This window comes from Paenibacillus thiaminolyticus (assembly GCF_007066085.1).
Taxonomy (GTDB): domain Bacteria; phylum Bacillota; class Bacilli; order Paenibacillales; family Paenibacillaceae; genus Paenibacillus_B; species Paenibacillus_B thiaminolyticus.
Genome location: NZ_CP041405.1, coordinates 563,623 through 588,058, shown reverse-complemented (window position 1 = coordinate 588,058; position 24,436 = coordinate 563,623). Strand labels below are relative to the sequence as shown.

Below are 24,436 nucleotides of genomic sequence, written 5' to 3'. Positions count from 1 at the left end.
CGATCTGCTCAGTGATGTTTTTTATAACGAAATGATCCTTTTGATATAATAAAAACAATTAAAAGGCAGTACATTCTGATCCGGCTTCGGCATCGGTTGGACAAGCTCCGATCAACCGTCACTGCCGGGTGTACAGTGCGGTGTACTTTGTTAGGAAAGGTGATGACTATGGCACGTGTTTTGCTAATCAATGGAGGTTCCGAAGGACATATCAATCCAACCCTTGGTGTGGTTCAAGAGCTTATCCGTCGTGGCGAAGAGGTGGTTTACTTTATCGCCGACCAATATCGTGATCGCGTCGAGCCAACGGGCGCAGAGGTAATCACATTCGATGGCGGCAAATTTGTAGAGGCGTTCCTTGCCGGAGGAAGAGATCCTTGGGCACGAGTGGGTGGACTTTTGCGTACCGCCGACATCGTCATTCCCAGTGTCCTGGAGCAAATTAATGGAAAGCGCTTTGACTACATCATTCATGACTCGATGTTCGGCTGCGGGCGTTTGCTTGCACAAATACTCGACCTGCCAGCAATCAACTCGTGCACGAGTTTTGCAATTCAACAAAACAGCTTTGACAATCTGCAAGATCACCTCTCGCGCCATTTTCCAGCAGACGTGAATGAACGTTCACAACAAGAGTTTCAACAACTGGTCAGTAACGTGCAATCAAGATACAAGGTGCAGATTAGCTCCGGCTACGAGGTTTTCTGCAATCCCGCGCCATTGACCATCGTCTACACGTCGAAACGCTTCCAACCCGATGGAGAAAGCTTCGATGAGACGTATAAGTTTGTTGGACCGTCAATCGTGCCGCGTTCTCACAGTCCATTTGATTTCTCTGATGTGGACACGGATCACCTGATTTACATCTCACTCGGTACGGTTTTCAATCAAGCAGATGATTTTTACAAGCTCTGTTTTGCGGCGTTCGCCGAAACGAAATACACCGTGATTTTATCCGTCGGCAGACAAACCCAGATTGCGGAATTGGGAGACATTCCTGCGAATTTTATCGTTCGGAACTACGTACCGCAACTCGAAGTACTGCGACATGCCAAATTGTTTATCACACACGGCGGCATGAACAGCACCAGTGAGGGCCTTTATTATGGAGTGCCGCTGATTGTATTTCCTCAAAGCGCTGACCAACCGATTGTGGCGCGGCGTGTGGCTGAAAGCAATACAGGCATTTACCTGAATCAAGAAGGCTTACTCGCGGGAGATCTCAGAGAGGCGGCGCAACGTGTGCTCCAAGATGCGTCAATTCGAAGGGCATGTGTTGAAATTGGCGATTCGTTCCGAGCTGCGGGCGGGTATCATCAAGCCGTCGAGGAGATCTTCGCATATAAACGAAGTCTAGGATTGAATAATTGATGGAAGTAACTTACATCGATAGCATATGAAATGAACAAAAGCCGATTCTTCCTTCCTTAGAGCAGGAAAAATCGGCTTTACATTTACAAGAGGCCGGCTCGCCAATTGGACATTATGATTTCTAGGGGAAAGGTATACCGAATTACGTCGGATCGGATGGATTACCGAGTAAATTTCCATTTCTAATTTATAAAAATGGAAATTCGCAATCCATTCAGTCTAAGTATTTTTCGGAAATATCGTGTTGCATATACGATATCAGAATTATTAGGAAAGCCCAAGAATAGGCATATATTACACAAGATTCTTATTTAGACTCAAAACATTATAAGTAGTGTTATAAAAGTTACGGAGCATTGTAATTATTCTAGAAATCTCATAATTTTATACCAAAATACCGATACAATTTTTACATAAAAGGAGGAGATCTTTATGAGGAAATCAAAACAGAGGCAAACAAAACATGCGAAAGGAGTAAAAGTTCTCTTAAGTCTATTAATTGGTTTACAAGTGTTTACTTATTCAAGTATTTCCTATGCTGCTACAAGTGAACTGAATGACATTGATGCCGGGATCGCAGGCCTAAATTATGATCGCAATGAAGTTTTGGCCGTAACTGGTGATCAAGTCAGTAGTTATGTTCCCAAAGAAGGCGTCCAGTCCAATGGTAAATTTATCGTGGTTGAACGGGAGAAAAAATCACTCACAACCTCGCCCGTAGATATTTCAATTATTGATTCGATCACGAATCGTACTTATCCAGGCGCCATACAGCTTGCAAATAAGGATTTTGCGGATAATCAGCCTGGTCTGGTTATGGCCGCGAGAAAACCATTAGATATTACAATTGATCTGCCTGGATTGAAGAGTGAGAATACAATTACCGTTGAAAATCCAACTTACAGCAGTGTTTCTAGCGCCGTTGATCAGCTCGTGTCGACATGGGGCGAGAAGTATTCCGACACGCATACACTGCCTGCGAGATTACAGTACGCAGAATCGATGGTTTACAGTCAAAATCAAATTGCGACTGCACTGAATGTGAATTCTAAAGTGCTTAACGGTACGCTCGGAATCGACTTTAACGCGGTCGCAAGCGGCGAGAAAAAAGTGATGGTTGCCGCTTATAAGCAAATCTTTTATACCGTAAGCGCAGCGCTTCCTAACAATCCATCTGACTTGTTTGATGACAGTGTGACGTTTGCTGAATTAGTCCGTAAAGGGGTAAGTAATGAGGCTCCGCCACTGATGGTATCTAATGTAGCTTATGGCAGAACCATTTACGTGAAATTGGAGACGACCTCAAAGAGCAGCGATGTACAAACCGCATTTAAATTATTGCTCAATAATCCGAGCATACAAGCTAGCGGACAGTACAAAGATATTTATGAAAACAGCTCGTTCACGGCTGTTGTATTAGGCGGCGATGCACAAACACATAACCAGGTCGTCACGAAAGACTTCAATGTCATCCAAAATGTAATCAAGGACAATGCAGAATTTAGCAGTAAGAATCCAGGTTACCCTATTTCTTATACCAGTGTCTTCTTGAAAGACAATTCCATAGCTGCGGTTCACAACAATACAGACTATATCGAGACGAAGACGACTGAATATACGAAAGGTAAAATAACGCTTGATCATAGCGGTGCATATGTAGCTCAGTTTGAAGTGTCTTGGGACGAGTTTACCTTTGATGAAAATGGCCAAGAAATCATTACTCATAAAAATTGGGGAGGAAATTGGCAAGATAAAACAGCGCATTTCTCGACAGAGATTCCACTTCCGCCTAATGCCAAGAACATCAAAATTTTTGCAAGAGAATGTACAGGTCTTGCCTGGGAATGGTGGAGAACAATTCTAGATGAACCTAACGTTCCGTTAACCAGCAATATAAAAGTTTCGATTTGGGGAACAACGTTACATCCATCAGCATCCATTACTCATGACTAGTCATTTCAGAAAATCTTCCCATTCATTAGGGGAGATTTTCTTTTTGGAAAAAAATCGTTCCCGAATGTATCTGAACACCGGCACACGATTCGGATGTAGCATAAGGACCGCTTAGCAGCACGGCTAAGCGGTTTTTTTCTTAATATTATACAATTTATAAGTTTTCGGGGGTGGAAGCGGGTCTTTCGCCATCTAAGGTAGGGAATTGATGCGATTTTACAGGAATTTCAGCTCAATGAGTCCACCTTGGGAGAAATTGCTGCACAGCTGCATCAATTTAGGCCCTTTTGAGCAAAGTTAAAGGGAAACGGGTGAAATTGCTGCCGTTGTGCAGGATTCCCTTTCTGCTGAAGACGTCCATATCGAATTGCTGTATTTTAGCAGGAATTTTGCTTACCAAACAAGCTACCGAACAAGCTACCGAACAAGCTACCGAACAAGCTTACCGAATCGGCGTGTCTGGAACGATCGCGCAGTTATGCGGATTTCGCCTCGTTTTGAAAGGGATTGGTTAAACCTCCGAAAGTTTCTCATTCCAGAGCAAGCAACGACTAGTGCTAACGCATCACCATGTCGGCAATAGGGTAATCCGGCTGCATGCTTAATACTTGAATATTTCGACGCAGGCGGTTATAGCGCAGCGAGCAGTAATCCAGGTAATCATCCCCCGTATAATGGCGCAGCAGGGCCCATACCGTCCATAACAAATCCTGGGCCATCATATAACATTTGACCTTCATCAGATCATCCTGCGTAAACGCATTGCCGTAATAGGCTTCAAACAGTTGGTCAATCGCCTCTGCTGTCAAACGCGATTCGATGATATACGCGGCAATATCAAAGGCCGGATCGTTCATTCCGGAATATTCCCAATCTATCAAATAGACACTGCCATTCCCATCTACGAGAAAATTCTCGGGAACCGTATCATTATGGCAAGGTACGGAAATGACATTATTAACATTCTCTTCCATAAAACGAAGCAATTGCTCTTTTAAGGAGGCGTAGTCAAAAAACAATTCTCCGTTGATTTGCGTGACAATGGCTTCATATTTGGCAAGTTCACTGAGCCAATCGAACTGGTTAGGGAAGTGCTTGGGACTGCCATGAATCTTCTTCAGTAAAGAAGAAACGGCCTGCAAGCTTTGCAAAGCCAAGGGGCCTGCCGCGGCTAGCGTTTTGCTATCGGGAATATACTTGCTGATCTTAATGCCGCTTTCCTCATCAAAATATATACATTCCGAATTCACGCCAAACTCCGAAGCGATGCCGTTGTTCACACGTTCTATCCTGCGGTCGATCATTTGATCCGTCAGGTTACCGGGCTTACGAATCACATACTCCGTTCCGTGGATATTCATAATGTAGTTATAATTGGTCAACCCGCCCGCAAAACGAGATTTGTCAAAAACAATACGATCATCTTCAAAAAAAAGACGTAGTTTTTGCTGCACCAGGTCTTCCATATTCATTTGTTTGGATAAAAAGTCGTTTAGAGGTTTCATGATGACCTTTTCTCGGCATTCCATATGCATGCGTTAAACATGGCACACATTCGCCGCACAGATTTTGCCACAATTATAGCAAGATAGGCGGAGAAATTCAATGAAACGAACGAGCTTGAGGGTATTCTGGTACTTGTGATGCAAGAAAGACGTTTTTGTACCAGATTGTTGGTAAAAGGGGCATTAGAATACTAAAATCAGCTACCGAATCTTCCATAATAACGGGGTGAACCTATGTTAACCTGCAAGTAGGAGTTGAGTATCTGATATTACAGCGGATTCATAAATAAAAATTACCCAGGTGAGGTGAGGTTCGAATGGAATACCGGGGAGAAGAAGCTCTCGGGCTTGTGGAAACTTTGGGCATGGTTCCTGCCATCCAAGCGGCGGACGCTATGCTTAAAGCAGCAGATGTTGTTCTGGTATCCTACGAGAATGTTGGTTCCACGCTCGTAACGATAATGGTAAAAGGTGATGTCGCGGCGGTTCGTTCGGCAGTAGAGGCTGGCGCTGAAGCGGCAGCGAAGATTGGCAAAGTCACTGCCCATAATGTGATGCCGCGTCCGCTCAGTTCTATTGCAGCAATCGTGAAAGCGCATGCAATTAACACATAATTGCCGGGAGGGGAGATAGGTTCATGAGCAAGCATGATGCACTGGGTTTCATTGAAACCTTTGGAATTGTATTCGTCATGGAAGCGGCGGATGCCATGTGTAAAGCGGCCGATGTAGATTTGATCGGTTACGAAAACGTGGCGTCCGGTTATATATCTGTCCTTGTTCGTGGAGATGTAGGGGCTGTAAGGGCTGCAGTAGATGCTGGTGTCGCCGCTGTACAGGCGATGGGGACTGAGGTTTACTCTTCAAACGTTATTCCCAACCCGCACCCAGACATCGAAAAGATCATTGCCCGCTATGCCCTTCCATCTTAGGGGCAGGTTATCTGCAGAAATTCAAGGGAGGTGCCCGTGATAAACGACATCTTTGTTATGAAATCGAAGGTATTTTCAGGCGAACAGTCACTTAAAAAACTAGCGGAAATCCAAGGCACGAAAGCCTGCATCGTATCCGATCAGATGATGGAGAAGCTGGGGTATCTGGGTCAGGTGGTTGATCTGCTGCAAAGCGGTGGAATCTCCACTACAGTGTTTAGCGGTGTTAAGCCCGATCCGAGCGTGAGTATTGTGGCTGAAGCGCTTCAAGTGTATTGGGAAAGCGGCGCTGATGTGTTACTGGCGCTGGGCGGCGGCTCCGTCATTGATACAGCGAAAGGTGTTCTGTACTTCGCCCGGCAATATGCGCAGGAGAAAGACGAGCCTTTTGTCAAACCATCGTTTGTCGCCATTCCATCCACCAGCGGCACCGGATCGGAAGTGACCGACTTTTCGGTGATTACTGTGGATGGAGACAAAATTGTTATCGTGGACGATTATATCGCACCGGACATAGCGATTCTCGATTCCACCCTTACCAAGCAAGTGCCAAACAAAATAGTGGTGGACACCGGAATGGACGTTCTTACCCATGCGCTGGAGGCTTATGTCTCTGCCAAAGCGACCGACTTTACCGATGCGTTAGCCGAAAAAGCCGTCCAATTGGTATTTGCTCATCTGGAAACGCTTTACCATGATCCGGCAGATGCTGAGGCGCGGGATCGGGTGCAGAATGCGTCCTGTATGGCGGGAATGGCATTTACTAACGCTGGTCTTGGTATCATTCACAGTATGTCCCACGCCTTTGGCGGAACGTTTCACATTGCTCACGGACGGGTGAATTCCCTGCTTCTAGAGGCGGTAATGGAGTATAACGCCAACCTGGGCGGAAAAGTCATAGACAGGGTTTGCGAACGCTATGCTAGGCTCGCTTCGCTGCTGCACTTGCCGGCACGGACCGCCCGTGAAGGAACCGTAAGTTTGATCCAGGCAATTGGGAAGCTGAAGCGTTCCATCGGTATCGAACACGGAATTCGTGAGCTTGGGGTTGACCAGGATGCTTTTGACGAGGCGTTGTCCCGCATGGCACAGACCGCGATGGCTGACCGCTGTACGCCAACCAATCCTCGTCAACCAACAGCAGAAGAGTTGGTGCACATTTATCGTAAAAGCTTTTAAATGATAATCTCACAAGATTGCGAGGGAATAATGTTGAACATTCACGAGTTTTCAAGCAAATTTGCTGAAGCAACGAAGGCCATGGCTCCCCAAGAACGAGCAGCGATCATGAAGCTGTTCCAGGGGATTTCAAAGGAGCTTTCGGATAAAGGGGCTAAGCCGCAGGTTGAAAACGGCCTCGGCCAGCTTCATAAGGAAGAATGCGCATACCCGGAAGGAATGACCGAGCGTTTGCGGGCTTTGAAAGAACATTATTTGACCGCTACGCCAAGCATTACAACCTATCGTGCCAGAGCCTTTACTCAGGTATACAAGGAAAATCCAGGTCTGCCAGCGATTATGCTGCGTGCCAAGGCTTTCCGCAAAGCGTGTGAAGAGGCTCCGCTGCTCATCCAGGACAACGAGTTGATCGTTGGTCATCCTTGCGGCGCGCCGCGCGCGGGCGCTTTCTCGCCTGACATAGCTTGGCGCTGGACCCGGGATGAGCTCGATACCATTCACAACCGTCCTCAGGATCCGTTCTACATCTCCGAGGAAGACAAGCGGATTATGCGCGAGGAGCTGTTCCCGTTCTGGGAAGGCAAATCGGTGGATGAAATATGTGAACAGCAATACCGGGATGCTGGTCTTTGGGAGTTTTCCGGCGAAGCATTCGTCAGCGATCTTTCCTATCATCAGATCAACGGCGGCGGCGACTCCAACCCAGGCTACGATGTCATTTTAATGAAGAAAGGGATGCTGGATATCCAGCGGGATGCCAAGGAGCATCTTGCGAAGCTGTCCATGCAAAACCCTGAAGACATCGACAAAATCTATTACTATAAATCCGTGCTGGATACGACGGAAGGCGTGATGGCGTATGCCAAACGGATGTCTGAATACGCATACCAGCTGGCCGCTAAAGAAACAAATCCGAAGCGCAAGGCAGAGTTGAAAAAAATCGGCGAGATCAACGCACGCGTACCGGCTCATGCGCCGACTACATTCCATGAGGCAATGCAATCGGTCTGGACCGTAGAATCTTTGCTCGTGGTGGAAGAAAATCAGACAGGCATGTCTGTCGGCCGTGTGGATCAATATATGTATCCTTTCTATGAGGCGGACAGAAAAGCCGGCCGTCTAACAGAGTTTGAAGCATTCGAGATTGCAGGCTGTTTCCTTATCAAATGCTCGGAAATGATGTGGGTTTCCAGCGCGGGCGGCTCCAAGTTCTTCGCCGGCTACCAGCCGTTCGTCAATATGTGTGTCGGCGGGCAAAAACGGGAGGGCGGCGACGCCTGCAACGACTTGACTTATCTGCTCATGGATGCAGTACGTCATGTCGGCGTTTATCAGCCTTCACTCGCTTGCCGTATCCACAATAGTTCTCCTCAGAAATACTTGAAGAAGATTGTGGATGTCGTCCGTGCGGGTTTGGGCTTCCCGGCCTGCCATTTCGACGATTCCCACATCAAGATGATGCTGATGAAGGGCTGCAGTATCGAAGATGCCCGCGATTACTGTCTGATGGGCTGTGTGGAGCCGCAAAAATCCGGACGCTTGTATCAGTGGACCTCCACTGGATACACCCAGTGGCCGATTGCCATTGAGTTCGTCCTTAACCGCGGCAAAATGCTCTGGCACGGAAGCACGCCGGGATTGGACATGGGCGATTTGAACAACTTCAAGACCTATGAGGAATTTGAAGCGGCGGTTAAGAAGCAGGTAGAATACATCACCGAGCTGTCCGCAGTGGGTACGGTAATCAGCCAGCGCGTTCACCGCGATTATGCGCCGAAGCCGCTTATGTCGATCATGTATGAAGGCACGATGGAGAGCGGCCGCGACGTGTCCGCCGGCGGCGCCATGTATAACTGGGGACCTGGCTTGATTTGGTCCGGTCTGGCAACTTACGCCGATTCGATGGCTGCCATCAAGAAGCTGGTTTACGATGACAAAAAATATTCGCTCGAGCAAATCCGTGACGCGTTGCTGGCCGATTTCGAAGGTTATGAGCAGATCCACAGGGATTGTCTGGACGCGCCAAAATTCGGAAATGACGACGATTATGCCGATCGTATCGCCGCCGATATCACGGGATGGACTGAGAACTATCATCGCAAATTTAAAACGCTGTACTCTACCTTCAGCCATGGCACGCTTTCTATTTCGAACAATACGCCTTTCGGCGAGATGACCGGTGCTACAGCCAATGGGCGTAAAGCTTGGTTGCCGCTGTCCGACGGTATCAGCCCTACCCAGGGCCATGACAAGAAGGGACCGACGGCTATCATCAAATCGATAAGCAAAATAGATGTCGAGGCCATGAATATTGGCATGGTGCATAACTTCAAGCTTTTGCGCGGTCTGCTGGAAACACCGGAAGGAGAGAACGGACTGATTAATCTGCTCCGGACGGCCTCCATTCTCGGCAACGGCCAAATGCAGTTCAGTTATGTGGATAATGAAACGCTGATTAAAGCGCAGCAAAATCCCGATCAATACCGTGATTTGATTATTCGGGTCGCCGGCTATAGCGCATACTTTGTTGAATTGTGTAAAGAAGTGCAGGATGAAATCATCAGCAGAACGATGATTGAGCATTTCTAAAATAACCCTGTGCCTCTTCTCCGGCGGTGCACGCCGGGGAAGAGACATACTGGTATTTAGATATGCGGCAAAGGAAGGAGCCACAGCTATGGAGTCAGGTATGCCGGAAAGGCAGGCACGTATTTTCAACATTCAAAAATATTCCATATACGACGGCCCCGGTATCCGGACGCTTATTTTCTTCAAGGGATGTCCCCTGCGCTGTCAGTGGTGTGCGAACCCGGAAGGTCTGGAAAAGAAATATCAGGTGATGTACCAACGGGATCTGTGCAACGATTGCGGCGCATGTGTTGCGGCGTGTCCTCGGGAAATCCACCGTGTGGACACTTCCGGCTCTCAGGAGCCGTCCAAGCCGCAGCATGTGGTTGACCGGAAAATCGAGTGCATAGGCTGCCGGAAATGTGAGAAGGTTTGTCCCGCGCGGGCGCTCTCTATCGCCGGGATGAATATGACAGTATCGGAAATTGTGGAAATTGTAGAGCAGGATATGCTGTTCTACACGACGTCCGGCGGCGGCGTCACCTTGGGCGGGGGCGAAGTATGCTCGCAATCCGAATTTGCGGTCCATTTGCTCAAGGAGTGCAAGCGCGCCGGAATCCATACGGCCATTGAAACCTCTGGGCATGCCAAACCGGAAGCGATTCTGGCCATGGCCGAATTTACCGATCTGATATTGTACGATCTGAAACATATGGATTCATACCGCCATTATCAATTGACGGGTGTACGCAACGAGCGCATTCTCGAAAATTTGCGGGAACTGATTACCCGCAAACATAACGTGATGGTGCGGATGCCGCTGATGAAGGGGCTCAATGATGATGCGGACACCATTCGCAAAACGGTGGAGTTTCTGCTTCCCTATAAGGAATACCGGAATTTTCAAGGCATCGATTTGCTCCCGTATCACAAGCTTGGAATTAACAAATACAGACAATTGGATATGGTTTACAGCGTTGACCGCGATTTAAGCCTGAATGAAGCCGATCTGGAGCGTATTGAACGTCAGATCAGCCAATACGATCTCCCGGTTCGGGTAGTCAAACATTAAGCGGATGCTTTCGAAGCCAGTTATGTTCGGTAAAGCTGCCGCTTTTCAAACTCGCAAAACTTTTAGGAGGACGTTTATATGCAACAGCCTGCTGGGCCAGCTCCCGGTCGGATGATTCAGGAGTCGGTGCCGGGCAAACAAGTGACGCTGGCCCATATGATTGCTTCACCCGTGCCTGACATGTATGAAAGACTGGGCATCGATGAAGCGGGGGCTATTGGCATATTAACACTGTCGCCCAGCGAAACCTCCATTATTGCCGCCGATATCGCCACCAAGGTAGCAGATGTGGAAATCGGCTTTCTGGATCGCTTTACTGGTTCGGTGCTTCTCACCGGAGATATAGCCAGTGTGGATACAGCGCTGCGAGCCATTATTGAGACGTTCTGCAATAGTCTGGGTTTTGCGACGGCGGAAATTACACGGACATGAAAAAACGTATTTTGCTGATCGGCCCTTTTTCCGCATTAGTCTTCCCGTGGGAAGGGGAATCGGGGAATTGAAACGTTATTTGTTCGGGTAATAAGAGTGGAGTTGATACCATGAAATTTATTACCGAAATGGAATTGCGCAATGTGTACAGGATAGAGCCTTTTACATCCTACATGGTGGAGCATGGAAGCCGATTGACGCCGGAGGCGCGCCAGTTTTTGACGGATCGCCAGATCGCCGTGTCCTATAGTACGCAAGAGCAAAATCAAGAACAAAAGCAAGAGCCGCTCCCAAATCCGGAGCAACAGGCGGAAAAGCGGGATTGGCGGCGTGGAATCTTGCTCTGTCAGATGCAATCCGTCTCAGCCCTGTTCTTGTTAACCGGGCAGGAGCTGCTGGAGCGGGATGTGCTGCTCGCCCAGAAGGTGCTAGAGCTGTCGAGGCTGTTTTCGGCCCTCCAGAAAGGGGAAGGAGGCGGCGCATTCACTGCCGATTTATTTTTCCAGGGTTGTACCGGCATTCCTGCCGATGTTCTTTTTGAGGATGCGGGAGATTGCTTTGAGGTAACCGAGTTTCACATTCAGTTGGCAAAGGGCAGAGAAATTGCTTTGCTCCACCGTTTGCGCTGCGCTCTGCGGGAGCTTGGGTTTGCGGTGTTGGAAGCCGCAGCAGGCAGTCCCCAAGAAAAGCCGGAGAAGCCTGTTATTCCTGGAATTAACTATATGATTAACGCATTGAGCTCGCTTATTTGCAGAACTACAGGAGGTAGAACATGCCAGAGACAAAACCCTTTGCATACTGCGATCAACTCCTAAAGCAATTTGAAGCAGTCATCCAGAAACCGATTCCAGGACGGTCTTCGTTCTACTATACCGGTGTGGATCTGGGAACGGCCTGTGTGGTGCTTACGGTGTTAGATGACACCCGGAAGCCGGTGGCGGGAGCTTACCGCTACGCCGATGTCGTCCGCGACGGAATGGTGGTGGACTACTTGGGAGCGATACAGATCGTAAGGGAGCTTAAAGCACAGTTGGAGCAGCAATTGGGTGTAGAACTTGAATATGCGGCTTCGGCGATTCCTCCGGGAACCGATTTACTGGATGCTGGCGCCATCAAGCATGTGCTCCAGGGTGCGGGTTTTGAAGTTACGGCTTTACTGGATGAACCTACGGCGGCTAATGCCGTGCTGCAAATATCCGATGGAGCCATTGTAGACATTGGCGGCGGTACGACGGGCATTTCGATTCTGAAGGATGGCAAGGTTGTCTATGTCGCCGACGAAGCAACGGGCGGCACCCACTTTTCTTTAGTCATTGCCGGGGCATACCAGATGAGTTTTTCAGAAGCAGACTGCTTTAAGCGCGACCCTGCCCATCACCAAGAATTGCTGCCGCTGCTCCGGCCGGTCATCGATAAGGTTGCCTCCATCGTCAACCGCCATGTTGCGGGCCATGAGGTCAAGGAATTGTACTTGGTAGGGGGCACCTGCTGCCTGTCCGGTATGGAGACGATCATGGAGCAAAAGACCGGCATTGCTACCTATAAGCCTAGCAACCCCCTGTTTGTCACTCCGCTGGGCATTGCTCTGAATTGTACACAGGAGGCGATGTGAGTGGAATGTCGGATTATTAAATCTCCTTCTAAGGGGACGCTGGACATTTTGCTGCGTCGCAGAGGAGCGCCCAGTAGTCGGGAAGTTCCCCAATGCGACGCAGTCGGACTGGTGCAGGGAAGGCTGATTGATATGGTATGGGCTGCTGATGCAGCTGAAAAAGTGGCGGGCGTAACAGTGGAGGATATTCGTGGCAGCTGCCCGCAGAACATGATTCTTCTCGCCATTTTTGGTGACACGGCTTCCGTAGAGGACGCCATCGCCGAGATTAAGCGGAGGAGCGGAAAAGCGGGGAGGAAGGACTGCTATGATTGCGGCTGAATTGATTCACAATATCTGGTCTACCCGTAAAGCAGATTCCCTTGTGGGAATGAAACTGATGCTGGCCGAGGTGATTGGCGGAAGCGACGACGGGCGCCGCTTGATTGTAGTCGATACGATCGGCGCTGGAATAGGCGATCGAGTGATTGTCTGCACCGGCTCTTCGGCCCGCAAAATGCTGCATACAGACGATGTTCCTGTGGATGCCGTCGTCGTCGGCATCATTGACGCAGACTGCGTGTTCGAATAAATATTCGAACAGCAATCGAATGCAGCGAGAAGGGGCGAGAACTGTGAAAAAACTGATATGCGCTGCGGATGTGGAGGAATGGGTGGCTTCCGGACAGAAGCGGTGCTGCATTGACAGTAACACGATTGTGACACCGGCGGCCCGAGATAAGGCAAGGGAGCTGGGGATGGAGTTTACCGATGAGCCATGCGGGACTTTGCGTTCCGAGGCCACAGGCTGCCAAACTCAGGATGATCTCGACATGAATGCCATTTTTAAATTTTTCAAGATGTTATCGGAAAAAGGACTGGTTGAAAAGCTGTTGGGAACGGCTCTTGAGCCACCTTATCAGGCGGAGACGGATCCGACTGGCTTGAAACTTGTGCGGGGCCGGACAGTAAAAATGGAAGCTTACGAAACGGGAACATCTGGTGCCAAGGTATATCGTCAAGAAGTAATCGGGAGGCCGGATTGTTCCATGAGCGCAGGGTTTCTGACGGTCGATCACGATAGCTTCGAGCAGAAGACGGCCCGCGAAGAAACTTATATCGTGTTGGAAGGCACGCTTGATGTCACTTTGAACGAGAGAACGTTCACCGCTCATGAGGGGGATGTGCTCTTCATCCCCAAAGGGGTGAAAGCGACCAAGGGATCGTCGGCCTGCGCGAGGGTGTTTTATATGACGTATCCGGCGGGCGAGCCTGATCGGACGCTGCAGTAACAGGAGGTGATAGCATGCAGGCGCTTGGATTAATTGAAACGCGGGGCCTTCTTCCGGCGATTGAATGTCTGGACATCATGCTCAAATCAGCTCAGGTAGAATTGATAGAAAAGTGCAAAGTGGGCGGCGGGCTAGTGACGATCATGGTAACCGGCGATGTCGGCGCTGTTCAAGCATCCGTGGAAGCAGGGGCCTCCGCGGCGCAACAATTGGGCAGTGATGTGCTGGTCAGCCGGCATGTCATTCCAAGACCCCACAACGACATTGAGAGCATCATCGGCCGGCGCAGCGTTCCGAACCTTGCCAAGGAGAAGGACGAGCCGGCGCTGCCAGTGCAGCATAATCAGGCAGCAGAACAGTTTGCGGAGCAGATGCCCGAGCCAACGACGAAGCAGACTCCGGAACCGGATGCAGCGTCTGATGTTCCACTGGATACGGCTCTCGATATTCCATTGAACACGCCGCCCGATGTCTCAATCCATCGTGGTAGTGAAGAAGGCTTACCTCTACTGGCGGCCGATCCCGCTCAGGATCTTGCGTCTGAAGACGCCAGTCCGGAAACGGACAATGATGAAAATCCGGCAGATGGAGAGCAGGCAGTGCTGGACAGTCCATTCAAACACCAGATTGACGTGCTGGTAAAGGAAGCCGGGCTTGACAAAGCAATGGAGCAACTGGAATCGATGACAGCCGTGAAGCTGCGCCGACTGGCCAGAGAGTGCGGTCCTGCGTATGGGATGAGCATGACGACCATTTCCAAGGCCAACAAGGTGAAACTGCTCAAGCGGTTCCGCCATTATTATCAACCGTAAGCAGGATTCGAGAGGAGGATATTTCACTTGGAAAATTTTGATTATGACTTGCAATCGATTCAGGAAACCCGGGAATTGGCCCGTGCAGGAAAAGCCGCCACCGATATCCTTGCAGGGTACAATGCTGAACAGATTGACAAAATTGTACAAAACATGGTGCGGACCGCGGAGGTCAATGCCGCGGAACTGGCTGCGCTGGCCGTGGAGGAAACCGGATTTGGCAAAACCCAGGATAAAATCTTCAAAAACCGTCTGGCTTCCACGGAGCTGTATGAATCCATTCGGGATACGAAAACGATTGGGGTTATCCGCGAGGATAAGACAAATCAATTAATAGAGATTGCCGAGCCTGTTGGACTGCTCATGGGCATTATTCCATCGACCAATCCGACATCCACGACGATTTTCAAATCGATCATTGCGATAAAGGCTCGTAATGGAATCATCTTTTCGCCGCATCCTTCGGCTAAGAAATCCATCATGCGGGCCGCAGAACTCATGCACGCAGCCGCTGTCGAGGCAGGGGCTCCCGAAGGAATCATTGGCTGCGTTACCAAGCCTTCTATGCCAGCGACGCAGGAACTGATGAAGTGCGATGAAATCGCCATGATTATCGCCACAGGCGGCTCGGCGATGGTGAAATCCGCCTATAGTGCGGGTAAGCCGGCGCTGGGGGTAGGACCGGGCAATGTACCGGCCTATATTGAGCGCACCGCGGATATTCCAAAGGCAGTAGCAAATATCATTGCCAGCAAAACCTTCGATTACGGTACAATCTGCGCCTCTGAACAGGCTGTTATCGTAGAGGAATGCATCCGTCCTCAGGTGATCGCGGAGTTTGAGCGTCAGGGCGGTTACTTTATGAATCAGGAGGAGACTGCCAAAGTCGCGTCCAAGCTGTTTGTAAAAGGCCATGCCATGAATTCAAGACTGGTGGGACGTTCGCCTCAGGTGATTGCAGAAGCGGCCGGCATTCAAATTCCAGCCGGGGTCAAGGTGCTGTTGGGCGAACAGCAGGGCGTGGGAGAGAAATTCCCGCTGTCCTATGAAAAGCTTACTACTGTATTGGCATTTTACACTGTACAGGACTGGCGTGAGGCTTGTGATCTAAGTGTTGGGCTGCTGCGTAATGGAGGAATAGGCCATAGCTTCTCCATCCATACACAGAATCACGATATGGTCATGGAATTTGCGCAAAAACCTGTATTTCGCATTTTGGTAAATACAGGCTCCACTCAGGGCGGCGTGGGCGCAAGCACTGGGCTTGCTCCGGCCTTCACTTTGGGATGTGGAACCTGGGGCGGCAGCGCCACTTCAGATAATGTGGGACCACAGCACTTGATTAATATCAAGCGTGTGGCTTATGGCATTAAGGACTGTACGGCACAAAGCCCTGATTCTGTTTCCTCTCCACAACCGCCGAAGCAACAGGAGGATGCGTTGCTGTTGAATCTGGTCGATGAGCTGATGTCTATTTTGCAGAAAAGCGGTGACAGCTAATGGGGAACTATGATCAAGTGCTGTCCTTGTTAATGGAGGTTGTATCCGGTGCTGGGAAGGCGGAAAAGGAGCCGCGCTCCATCCCTTTAGGAATTTCAAACCGCCATGTGCATCTTTCCCAGGCTGATGTGGAGACGCTCTTCGGAGCCGGATATACGCTTTCCAAAATGCGTGATTTGTCCCAACCTGGTCAGTATGCATGTAATGAGACCGTTACGGTCTGCGGTCCCAAGGGGGCCATCGAAAAAGTGCGTGTTCTTGGCCCAGTGCGGAAACAGAGCCAGGTAGAAATTATGCGGGGTGACTGTTTTAAGCTGGGCGTGAAAGCTCCATTGCGCTTATCCGGGGAGCTTGAAGGCACACCGGGCATCACGTTGGTCGGGCCTAAGGGAAGCGTATATATTACCAGCGGCTTGATGGTTGCACAGCGCCACATTCATATGACGCCTGATGATGCCCTTTACTTTGGTGTAACCAACGGAGAAATGGTCAGTATTCAATTTGATGGTCTCCGGGGCGGAGGGTACAATCAGGTCGCAATCCGAGTTAGCAGTGACGCCGCTCTCGACTGTCATATCGACGTTGAAGAGGCTAACGCGATGGATCTGACATCGGCGTCTGTTGTCAAAATCATAAAAAATCTTTAGGAGGAAATGAACATGAGATCGGAAGCCCTTGGTTTGGTTGAAACAAAAGGATTGGTAGGTTCTATCGAAGCAGCGGACGCTATGGTCAAAGCGGCCAATGTCACCTTGATTGGCAAAGAGATGGCAGGCGGCGGCCTTGTTACCGTGATGGTACGAGGCGATGTAGGTGCTGTGAAGGCGGCAACGGATGCTGGCGCCGCGGCCGCGAAGAATGTAGGGGAACTCGTGTCGGTACATGTGATTCCTCGTCCCCACAGCGAAGTGGAGAACATCCTTCCGACTACTAAGGAATAATTAAAAAAGCTATAAAATAAGCCTATGCTTCCGAAGCAAGTTTTGTTCGGTAAGCTAGCGCTATAATCTTACAAAACTTTTAACAACTTTTAGGAGGAATGTAACATGAAATCGGAAGCATTGGGTTTAATTGAAACAAAAGGTTTGGTAGGTTCTATCGAAGCAGCAGATGCAATGGTCAAAGCGGCCAATGTCACCCTGATTGGCAAAGAGATGGTAGGCGGCGGCCTTGTTACCGTAATGGTACGGGGCGATGTAGGTGCTGTGAAGGCGGCAACGGACGCTGGTGCCGCAGCCGCACAGCGCGTAGGGGAACTGATATCCGTACATGTGATTCCTCGTCCTCACAGTGAAGTGGAACACATTCTTCCCGCTGCTAAGCAATAATTTATTTCGATGCTCTGCAACAGGCCAAAACTCATTAAACGGGTTTTGGCCTTTTTATTTTGTCTGCGATATCCCGCTTGTACTAGTGGTGCATTTCTCTAAATAGGGTTTTGAGGAGGAGGGATGTACTATTTCCAAACAGGTTGAAAATTGCTATAATAGAGATGATATATTGTGAAAAATTTAGCATGAAACATCTATTTTCCCGTTCATTTTCGGTGAAAGGGTGCAACGAGATTATGCTGAAAACCAATAGTCCGATCGCAACCAAAGTATACGCACGATACAGCGGCATCCTGTCTCTTTCCAAGTTCTCGCTGCTGCTGCACGATAACAATGGAGACGTGTTGCTGGAGTTCAATCCTTCCCCTGATTTCTGCAGGCATATTTGTTGGGAGAATCCTACGCGGCCTTGCGCAGATTATTTGAAGCGCTTTAATTCAGGCGAACAGGGGCGATTTGTTTGCTGTTACGGCATGGAGAATATTTTGCTTCCCATTATGGTCAAAGATGAGGTTGTTGGCTTCATATCGGGGATGCAAGCGTATTCCCAGGAGAGGGAATTTCAGAAGTATCTGATTAACACGGCGGAATTGGCCGAAATGAAGGGGCTGGATTTGGAGTTTGTCGCGAAGGCGATATCGGCTTTTCCAACCATTGACAAGGATAAAGCAGATATTCACGAGCAGCTTTGCCATCATATCGCTAGGAATATTGCGCTCGACATCGTTGAAAGCGCGCAGGAGAACACCGGGATTATCAATCGTCTGTCTGCGGAAAAGGAAATACTGGAGAAGAAAGTGATTGACTTAGAAGCCAAAAATATGTCTCTCGTCATCAATCCGCATTTCCTGTTCAATACGTTGAATTCCATTGCCCGCATCGCTTATTTCGAACACTCCCATACGACGGAGGAATTGATCTATTGCCTGTCCGACTTGCTGCGATACAATGTGAAGCAGGATAATCAGCTTCATACCATCGCATCTGAAGTGGATAATATTGAGAAGTATTTGTATATACAAAAGGCGCGTTTCAAGAACCGTCTCCAGTATGAAATCATTGTTCCTAATGAATTAAAGGCTTATCGCATTCCGAATATGGTGATTCAGCCTATTGTGGAAAATGCAGTAATTCATGGAATTACCCCTAAGCGGGATGGAGGAACCGTTCGTCTGATAGCCGAAAAGTACAAAAATGATATCACCATTTCTGTTATCGACAATGGCAACGGGTTCTCGCCGGAGGTACTAAAGCTCATTCATCAGCCGGACAGCAAGATCGGGGTGGGCTTCCGGAGTACCGATAGCCGTTTGAAGCGTTATTTCGGAGAAGAGTATGGGTTATCGATCGTGAAATCTGATTACAGCGGGAGCACGATTAACATCCGCATCCCCACCCAACCAAATGCGAGGTGATGATGCAATGAGCATAGTTATGTTTGTTGAAGATGAACCGATAGAACAGGAATTTCTTCAATCCATCGCGCAGGAAATGCTAGGTGCTGAAGATAAGCTTCTTCTTTGCGATACCGGTATGCAAGCGATTAAGCTCGCCAAGCAATATCGGCCGGATATTATTTTTATGGATATCATGCTGCCTGAAATGGATGGAATATCCTCGTTACAGGAAATTCGCCGCTTTCTCCCTAACGCCTGCGTGACGATTTTGTCGGCCAGCTCGGATTTCTCCTATGCACAGGCGGCAATCAGTCTGCAGGTACACGAATATCTGCTTAAGCCGGTCAAGCCGGAAAAATTGCGGCAAATGATTCGTAAGGGGCTCGAGAAGGCTGCTCAATCAGAAGAAAATGGTGCAACCGAAACTTATCAGATAGAATCGGCTCAAGAATGTCAGCGCTTTATTCAAGAAGCCATCGATTATATTCAGCAAAATTACAAAGATAAGCTGACCCTGCAAATGGTGGCGAGTCATGTGTACATGAATGCCCAATATTTTAGCCGCATATTCAAAAGGGAGCTCGGCGTTACTTATACGGATTATGTGAACAAGCTCAAGATTGCACATGCCTGCAAGCTTCTTGAGACTACCGGGTATCCCGCCTATCGCATCTCCACAGAATGCGGCTTTACCGATCCGTCTTATTTCAACCGGGTATTCTACAAGCAAATGAATATGACGCCGAAGGAATACAAAAAAAGCGTTCTAGCTCGAGTTTAAAAAAACGCTCTATAGATAGAATCAAGGAAACTTCCCCCGACTAATGTCGGGTGGGAGTTTTTTTATTTTCTATGTCGTCCTAAAAGTACGAATAGTACCAGATTGGAGAAAAAAGTGATTCAGGAAGTCCAACAAGAGGTACGGTTAGTAACAGGCGCAATGGCCGCTTTGCTATACAATGAAGATACATCTACGAAGACAAATCTACTTAACAGAGGTGTATGGATGATGAAGGAAGCAGTGGCTTCGGCCGGCATGCTGAAACAAAAGATGAACAGTCGTTTCCGAAGAAATGGAATCGCTTACGGACTGATTTCCGGGTTAACGTTCGGCCTTTACAGTACTGTTGTTGCCCTCGCTATGGTGAGAGAGCCTTTTCTGGGGGTCGTAGGAGCGTTTGCGGCGCCTATAGTGGCATCGGCGATCAATGATGCTTTGGCGGCAATCTGGCTTTTGATCTGGAACTTCAAGAAAGGGATGATCAAAGAAATCGGCCGCAGTCTGGTAACAATACCGGGGTTGATGGTGGCAATTGCCGCGGTGTTTGGCGGTCCAATCGCCAACGGGGCCTATCTAGTTGGAATTGATATGGCTGGAGCGGCGGCTATTCCTATTTCGGCGCTTTGTCCTATGTTTGGTGCTATTTTCGCGCGAATGTTCCTGAAGCAGAAGATTGATAAACGGGTGGCCGTCGGCATGTTCATCTGTGTTATCGGAGCGGCGCTCATTTCTTATGTCAAGCCTGAAGGTGGAGTGGATAATTTCACACTAGGCATTATTTTTGCTCTGGTGGCCGCACTTGGCTGGGGATTGGAAGGCGTATTTGCTACTTTCGGGATGTCTATGCTTGATTCCAATATCGCCATTACCATTCGCGAGGGCGTTTCCGGACTCGTATATATTGCTGTGCTGATACCTATCTTCAGCGCGACAGATCTCTTTACTTCCGTACTTGGCTCCGTGTCGCCTATGCTCATTATCGCGGCTGCGGCCCTGTTTACGGCAATCTCTTTCCTGACATGGTATATGGCCAATAGTATGGTTGGCGTTGCTGTCGGCATGTCGCTCAACATTACCTATGTACTGTGGGGGGTTGTCTTTGCCGCTATCTTCCTCGGTAGTTCGTTGACTCCTACAATAATTGCCGGCGCAGTTATTATTACGCTTGGAGCGCTTTTAGTTTCAATGAATCCAATGGATCTGTTCAAAAAGAAGGAGGCGTAAGCAAATGCCATTGTTGCCGATTCGCTCCCGGGTGCTGCTTTTCATGTCCACTGTGCAGCAAGCAAATATTGATGATGCAATGGACGCTTTGAAAAGCGAATACGGTGGAGAACGTCAATTTACAAGAGCAAACTTTCTGGATCATATGCTGTCCTTGCAGGCAAACGGACTGATTGACGAGGTCCATTACGAGCTGGATGCTAACGGGGAATTATGTATGTACTATGCAATCAACAATGAGGGAATCCAAACGATCAATAAATATTTGCCTAAAAAGTGGACGCAAAACTAAGAACAATCTCATACAACCCGGCCTTAGGCCGGGTTCAGATTGAAGACGAACTCCCGTGAACAACTGTACCGCGGGAGTTCTTTATGATTTATGGTCTATTGCAAGAAGAACGGATTTCGCATCCTTGATTATTCCTCAAAATTGCTGCCGTTTATATTCAGACTGCTTTTAATTCCATTTAGACGTAAATCAAAATGGATGTGGGGGAGCATCGATAAATGGCTGCCACAGTTTGCTTTATTTTCAGGCCGACCGTCCCAGTAAAGATGAAGACTCCGAAGTAAGGATACGATGAAAATTGCAATGAATAGAGCTAGAAATGAGCTTAAAGAGATTGAACTAATTAAAGGATGAGTCCTATGAGCCGGTGGTGCACACCGAAAAAAATATTGAACCAACTTGGTTAGCTAAAACTTAGAAGGTAAAGAATTATCGTGGTCGATGTCTCCGGCATTTTTTGGACTGACTGTTTCACAAAACCCGTATTTTGTACATATGTCTAAAAAGTGCCTTTAGCTCTTGTCTGCCAAAGGTTTCTATATGATGTGACACATTATATACCCCATTCGATTAGTACAAAAAAATAAGATATGATGTGACACATCATATAACCAATACTTTAGTGCATTATTTTTGTTGAACTCTTGAATATTTTCCTCTATTGTCGGCTGACAAGAACATATATCGTTAAAACAAAAAAAGTCGCGTAGTTGCGACTTTTAAGCATATATGTTCTTGTCACTCCACAGTTTGATCACAATCCCTTTCCTAAAAGATACAATGAAAAACAAATCAGCTCTGGACATGATGTCCAGAGCTGATTGACCGATACCTTCGTATATAAGCAGATTAGCTATTCGTAATTAATCTTCCACTTCCCCAAACAGCAAGTCGAGAATTTTCTCATCCGCCTTACGGTTCTTCCCCTTGTATGGATAGCAATGGATATGAATGGCCGGGTTAAAGTTGATCTCAATAATACTGTAATTTGTATCGGATGCTTCAGATGTAATATCATCAATCATCATGTCTACCCCACAAAAAGTAGCACCTGCAGCCTTTGCTGATTCAATAGCTAATGTTTTATAGCTCTCCGGAATTTCATCGGTAAAGTCAAGACTGTCTCCACCTGTACTGATATTGGAGTTTTCCCGTAAATAGACGACTTGACCTAAGGAAGGGATTTCACTCCATAGATGGTTATGATTCTTTAAGAACATGGTTTCTGTTTCACCTAGCTGGATTTTCTCTAAAGGTGTCTTATAACCGCGACCCCGAAGAGGATTTTTATTCTTTTCATGGACGAGCTGCTCAATCGTGTGAATTCCATCACCCACGACATTGGCTGGTACGCGATGCAGTACCCCTACAATTTCATCGCCCATAACCAGGAAACGATATTCTTTACCTGTTATGAATTCTTCAAGCAGAACGGTCTGATCGTGTTTAAACGCCATCTCAAATGCTTTTTGATAGTCCTCTTTCGAGAACGCACGATTAAAGATGGTGATACCCAATCCAAAGTTGGTGGACTTCGGTTTAATGACGATAGCTTTGTCACGGTACGCCTCATAGGCAGCGAATGCCTCTTCCTGACTACGGAAGGCATCTCCATTTGGTACTCGAATACCACGCTCCTTAAGTACTTCTTTCGTCACTATTTTATTCTCCATGATCAATACCGTACTGTAGGAGTCTAGCGACGTCTTGGTAGCCTGCTTTACATATTCTTTGTGGTCTCCCTTAGTAAGTAGGACGAAGTTCTCATCACGGTCAATTAATTTGAACGTAATCCCACGTTTCACGGCTGCCTTTAGAAGCAGTTGAGTAGATAATTCTAAATCTTCATATCCAACAAAGCGGTACCCACTTTTCTCGCTCTCTTCGGCATACGCTTTGGCTTTAGCCAGATGATATTTCATATAAGTGGATTTCTGAATATCCGACTTAATTTTGTAGGCAAAGCCCAACTCGGGATGAAGGATTTTTTGCATCTCCCCATCAAGGATTTGGATCAAATCTTCCCCGTCAGGATTCAAGAGCCGCACCATTTCTTGCATCTCACGGATACAAGCAAGTGCCATCTCCTTCATCGAGCCTAGGGCGCCTCTAGAATCATGTAAGATCCCTTCAATGCCTCCCGTGATCACCTGATCATGATTGAGGTCCGCCATCTTCTGGTCTTCCGTACCGAAAGGCTCATCTTCTTTGAGCAGCATAAAGAGAATGAATAGATGGATAAAATACATCGTATCTTTACTGATCCCAATCTTATGTAGCGGATTGAGATCAATTAAGCGCAGCTCTAAGTAAGCTACTCCGTCCTCCACAAGTTCTTGCACGGGATTCAACCCTTTGGCTGTTTTCAAGCGCACAGGGCTGTAGAATTCCTTGGCATTTAGCAATTCGCCCTGTTGAACTAACGTATTCAAATCCTGTACGTAATCATGTGTTGAATCAAAGGATACATAGAACGGTTTTTCATTCCGATAGCCACATACACTATTCCGCAGCGAATTCATATTCGGGAAGTAGTAGCTCTTGTTATCATCTGAATGTCCTAATGACACACACTTGTTGATATAGGTCTTATCAAAGACTGGACTGGCCCCTGTTAAATAGATGAGTAACCAACGGTACCGAAGCAAGTTGCGTGCAATCTTAAAGTAAATTGCATCCTTGAAGTCCTTGAAGGCTTCACCTTGCCCTAACGTTTCATGTAGCCTTCGTAAGAACCGTTCATCAAATGAGAAATTATAATGGATCCCACTTAGCAATTGTCTTTTGCGACCATACTTATCTGCTAATTCATGGCGGTACTCATCCGCAACTGGATCATTCATTTTAGCAATAGGAATCTCTTCTTCATCAGGTAAGATTGGCGGATTACTGCTTGGCCACAAGTACTCACCATCAAGCTCTAATGACACAATATCCTGGAGGGCTTCCATGAACCGATATGTCTCTTCAATCGAGTCGAAGGATGGAGTAATCATCTCGATCTGACTCTCCGAAAAGTCGGTTTGGATATAGGGATTCTCCGTCTTACTCCCAAACGCCTTAGGATGTGGGGTCAGCGCCAATTTACCCTCATGATCTACCCTAACATTCTCTTTCTCTAAGCCAAATTGACCTCGAAACAAATCCTTATTTAACGAATTATCGATTATGTGTTGTATGGTTTCACGATTTAACAAATTCACAT

23 protein-coding genes and 1 pseudogene are annotated in these 24,436 nt (G+C 47.8%); 22 read left to right on the top strand and 2 right to left on the bottom strand.

Annotated features, from left to right (window positions below):
- The first annotated feature begins 168 nt into the window (after positions 1-168).
- Both FLT43_RS02540 and FLT43_RS02535 read left to right on the top strand, forming a co-directional pair.
- A complete protein-coding gene (locus FLT43_RS02540) occupies positions 169-1,371 on the top strand; it encodes a macrolide family glycosyltransferase (protein WP_087443486.1) in 1,203 nt (400 codons plus the stop codon).
- A gap of 432 nt (positions 1,372-1,803) precedes the next feature.
- Positions 1,804-3,324, top strand: a complete 1,521-nt coding sequence (locus FLT43_RS02535; protein ID WP_087443487.1) for a thiol-activated cytolysin family protein — start codon at positions 1,804-1,806, stop codon at positions 3,322-3,324.
- 557 nt (positions 3,325-3,881) lie between these two features.
- Here the strand turns inward: FLT43_RS02535 and FLT43_RS02530 are convergent.
- Positions 3,882-4,829, bottom strand: coding sequence for a choline kinase family protein (locus FLT43_RS02530; protein WP_087443928.1), 948 nt, complete (start codon positions 4,827-4,829; stop codon positions 3,882-3,884).
- Between the two features lie 317 nt (positions 4,830-5,146).
- On the opposite strand from FLT43_RS02530, the gene FLT43_RS02525 reads away from it, so the two are divergent.
- The 20 genes and pseudogenes from FLT43_RS02525 to FLT43_RS02425 all read left to right on the top strand — a co-directional run bounded on the left by FLT43_RS02525 (position 5,147) and on the right by FLT43_RS02425 (position 21,231).
- Positions 5,147-5,443, top strand: coding sequence for a BMC domain-containing protein (locus tag FLT43_RS02525; protein ID WP_087443488.1), 297 nt, complete (start codon positions 5,147-5,149; stop codon positions 5,441-5,443).
- 23 nt (positions 5,444-5,466) lie between these two features.
- Positions 5,467-5,760: a BMC domain-containing protein gene (locus tag FLT43_RS02520; protein ID WP_006677931.1), complete on the top strand. Its 294-nt coding sequence runs from the start codon at positions 5,467-5,469 to the stop codon at positions 5,758-5,760.
- 36 nt (positions 5,761-5,796) lie between these two features.
- Complete coding sequence (locus tag FLT43_RS02515; RefSeq protein ID WP_087443489.1) at positions 5,797-6,939, top strand: 1-propanol dehydrogenase PduQ; 1,143 nt, start codon at positions 5,797-5,799, stop codon at positions 6,937-6,939.
- Between the two features lie 30 nt (positions 6,940-6,969).
- Positions 6,970-9,528, top strand: a complete 2,559-nt coding sequence (cutC, locus tag FLT43_RS02510) for a choline trimethylamine-lyase (RefSeq protein ID WP_244194257.1) — start codon at positions 6,970-6,972, stop codon at positions 9,526-9,528.
- Positions 9,529-9,616: 88 nt separating this feature from the next.
- Complete coding sequence (cutD, locus tag FLT43_RS02505; protein WP_087443490.1) at positions 9,617-10,579, top strand: choline TMA-lyase-activating enzyme; 963 nt, start codon at positions 9,617-9,619, stop codon at positions 10,577-10,579.
- A 78-nt stretch (positions 10,580-10,657) separates the two neighbouring features.
- Entirely contained in the window at positions 10,658-11,011 is a 354-nt protein-coding gene (locus tag FLT43_RS02500) for a BMC domain-containing protein (RefSeq protein WP_087443491.1), read from the top strand.
- A gap of 110 nt (positions 11,012-11,121) precedes the next feature.
- Positions 11,122-11,826, top strand: a complete 705-nt coding sequence (locus FLT43_RS02490) for a cobalamin adenosyltransferase (RefSeq protein WP_087443492.1) — start codon at positions 11,122-11,124, stop codon at positions 11,824-11,826.
- The gene (eutJ, locus tag FLT43_RS02485; protein WP_087443493.1) at positions 11,784-12,623 is read left to right on the top strand and encodes an ethanolamine utilization protein EutJ; all 840 of its coding nucleotides are present in this window, start codon (positions 11,784-11,786) and stop codon (positions 12,621-12,623) included. The genes FLT43_RS02490 and eutJ overlap by 43 nt, the downstream gene beginning before the upstream one ends.
- Entirely contained in the window at positions 12,624-12,944 is a 321-nt protein-coding gene (locus FLT43_RS02480) for a BMC domain-containing protein (protein WP_087443494.1), read from the top strand.
- Between the two features lie 43 nt (positions 12,945-12,987).
- Positions 12,988-13,194, top strand: coding sequence for a EutN/CcmL family microcompartment protein (locus FLT43_RS02475; RefSeq protein ID WP_240765062.1), 207 nt, complete (start codon positions 12,988-12,990; stop codon positions 13,192-13,194).
- A gap of 43 nt (positions 13,195-13,237) precedes the next feature.
- Positions 13,238-13,894: a cupin domain-containing protein gene (locus tag FLT43_RS02470; protein WP_087443495.1), complete on the top strand. Its 657-nt coding sequence runs from the start codon at positions 13,238-13,240 to the stop codon at positions 13,892-13,894.
- Positions 13,895-13,908: 14 nt separating this feature from the next.
- Positions 13,909-14,172, top strand: a pseudogene (locus FLT43_RS30750) (BMC domain-containing protein); the annotation flags it as partial.
- A gap of 561 nt (positions 14,173-14,733) precedes the next feature.
- On the top strand, positions 14,734-16,206 hold the full coding sequence (locus FLT43_RS02460; RefSeq protein WP_087443497.1) for an acetaldehyde dehydrogenase (acetylating): 1,473 nt from the start codon (positions 14,734-14,736) through the stop codon (positions 16,204-16,206).
- Positions 16,206-16,853, top strand: coding sequence for a phosphate propanoyltransferase (locus FLT43_RS02455; RefSeq protein ID WP_087443498.1), 648 nt, complete (start codon positions 16,206-16,208; stop codon positions 16,851-16,853). The genes FLT43_RS02460 and FLT43_RS02455 overlap by 1 nt, the downstream gene beginning before the upstream one ends.
- Before the next feature lie 12 nt (positions 16,854-16,865).
- Positions 16,866-17,147 (top strand): BMC domain-containing protein, encoded by a 282-nt coding sequence (locus FLT43_RS02450; protein WP_087443499.1) that lies wholly within the window; start codon positions 16,866-16,868, stop codon positions 17,145-17,147.
- A 105-nt stretch (positions 17,148-17,252) separates the two neighbouring features.
- On the top strand, positions 17,253-17,534 hold the full coding sequence (eutM, locus tag FLT43_RS02445; protein ID WP_087443500.1) for an ethanolamine utilization microcompartment protein EutM: 282 nt from the start codon (positions 17,253-17,255) through the stop codon (positions 17,532-17,534).
- Positions 17,535-17,644: 110 nt separating this feature from the next.
- Positions 17,645-18,952 carry a histidine kinase gene (locus FLT43_RS02440; RefSeq protein WP_244194258.1) on the top strand — a complete coding sequence of 436 codons (1,308 nt, stop codon included), beginning with the start codon at positions 17,645-17,647 and terminating at the stop codon, positions 18,950-18,952.
- A 7-nt stretch (positions 18,953-18,959) separates the two neighbouring features.
- The gene (locus tag FLT43_RS02435) at positions 18,960-19,715 is read left to right on the top strand and encodes a response regulator transcription factor (protein ID WP_087443502.1); all 756 of its coding nucleotides are present in this window, start codon (positions 18,960-18,962) and stop codon (positions 19,713-19,715) included.
- A 225-nt stretch (positions 19,716-19,940) separates the two neighbouring features.
- Positions 19,941-20,939: a DMT family transporter gene (locus tag FLT43_RS02430; protein ID WP_164776447.1), complete on the top strand. Its 999-nt coding sequence runs from the start codon at positions 19,941-19,943 to the stop codon at positions 20,937-20,939.
- Positions 20,940-20,943: 4 nt separating this feature from the next.
- Complete coding sequence (locus FLT43_RS02425; protein WP_087443503.1) at positions 20,944-21,231, top strand: hypothetical protein; 288 nt, start codon at positions 20,944-20,946, stop codon at positions 21,229-21,231.
- An 863-nt stretch (positions 21,232-22,094) separates the two neighbouring features.
- Here the strand turns inward: FLT43_RS02425 and gshAB are convergent.
- Complete coding sequence (gshAB, locus tag FLT43_RS02420; protein ID WP_087443504.1) at positions 22,095-24,434, bottom strand: bifunctional glutamate--cysteine ligase GshA/glutathione synthetase GshB; 2,340 nt, start codon at positions 24,432-24,434, stop codon at positions 22,095-22,097.
- Between the last annotated feature and the right edge of the window lie 2 nt (positions 24,435-24,436).

Bases quoted from the DNA above. Each gene is read 5' to 3' on its own strand.
- FLT43_RS02540 (WP_087443486.1), top strand. From the start codon at position 169: ATGGCACGTGTTTTGCTAATCAATGGAGGTTCCGAAGGACATATCAAT.
- FLT43_RS02535 (WP_087443487.1), top strand. From the start codon at position 1,804: ATGAGGAAATCAAAACAGAGGCAAACAAAACATGCGAAAGGAGTAAAA.
- FLT43_RS02530 (WP_087443928.1), bottom strand. From the start codon at position 4,829: ATGAAACCTCTAAACGACTTTTTATCCAAACAAATGAATATGGAAGAC.
- FLT43_RS02525 (WP_087443488.1), top strand. From the start codon at position 5,147: ATGGAATACCGGGGAGAAGAAGCTCTCGGGCTTGTGGAAACTTTGGGC.
- FLT43_RS02520 (WP_006677931.1), top strand. From the start codon at position 5,467: ATGAGCAAGCATGATGCACTGGGTTTCATTGAAACCTTTGGAATTGTA.
- cutC (WP_244194257.1), top strand. From the start codon at position 6,970: ATGTTGAACATTCACGAGTTTTCAAGCAAATTTGCTGAAGCAACGAAG.
- cutD (WP_087443490.1), top strand. From the start codon at position 9,617: ATGGAGTCAGGTATGCCGGAAAGGCAGGCACGTATTTTCAACATTCAA.
- FLT43_RS02500 (WP_087443491.1), top strand. From the start codon at position 10,658: ATGCAACAGCCTGCTGGGCCAGCTCCCGGTCGGATGATTCAGGAGTCG.
- FLT43_RS02490 (WP_087443492.1), top strand. From the start codon at position 11,122: ATGAAATTTATTACCGAAATGGAATTGCGCAATGTGTACAGGATAGAG.
- eutJ (WP_087443493.1), top strand. From the start codon at position 11,784: ATGCCAGAGACAAAACCCTTTGCATACTGCGATCAACTCCTAAAGCAA.
- FLT43_RS02455 (WP_087443498.1), top strand. From the start codon at position 16,206: ATGGGGAACTATGATCAAGTGCTGTCCTTGTTAATGGAGGTTGTATCC.
- FLT43_RS02450 (WP_087443499.1), top strand. From the start codon at position 16,866: ATGAGATCGGAAGCCCTTGGTTTGGTTGAAACAAAAGGATTGGTAGGT.
- eutM (WP_087443500.1), top strand. From the start codon at position 17,253: ATGAAATCGGAAGCATTGGGTTTAATTGAAACAAAAGGTTTGGTAGGT.
- FLT43_RS02435 (WP_087443502.1), top strand. From the start codon at position 18,960: ATGAGCATAGTTATGTTTGTTGAAGATGAACCGATAGAACAGGAATTT.
- FLT43_RS02430 (WP_164776447.1), top strand. From the start codon at position 19,941: ATGATGAAGGAAGCAGTGGCTTCGGCCGGCATGCTGAAACAAAAGATG.
- FLT43_RS02425 (WP_087443503.1), top strand. From the start codon at position 20,944: ATGCCATTGTTGCCGATTCGCTCCCGGGTGCTGCTTTTCATGTCCACT.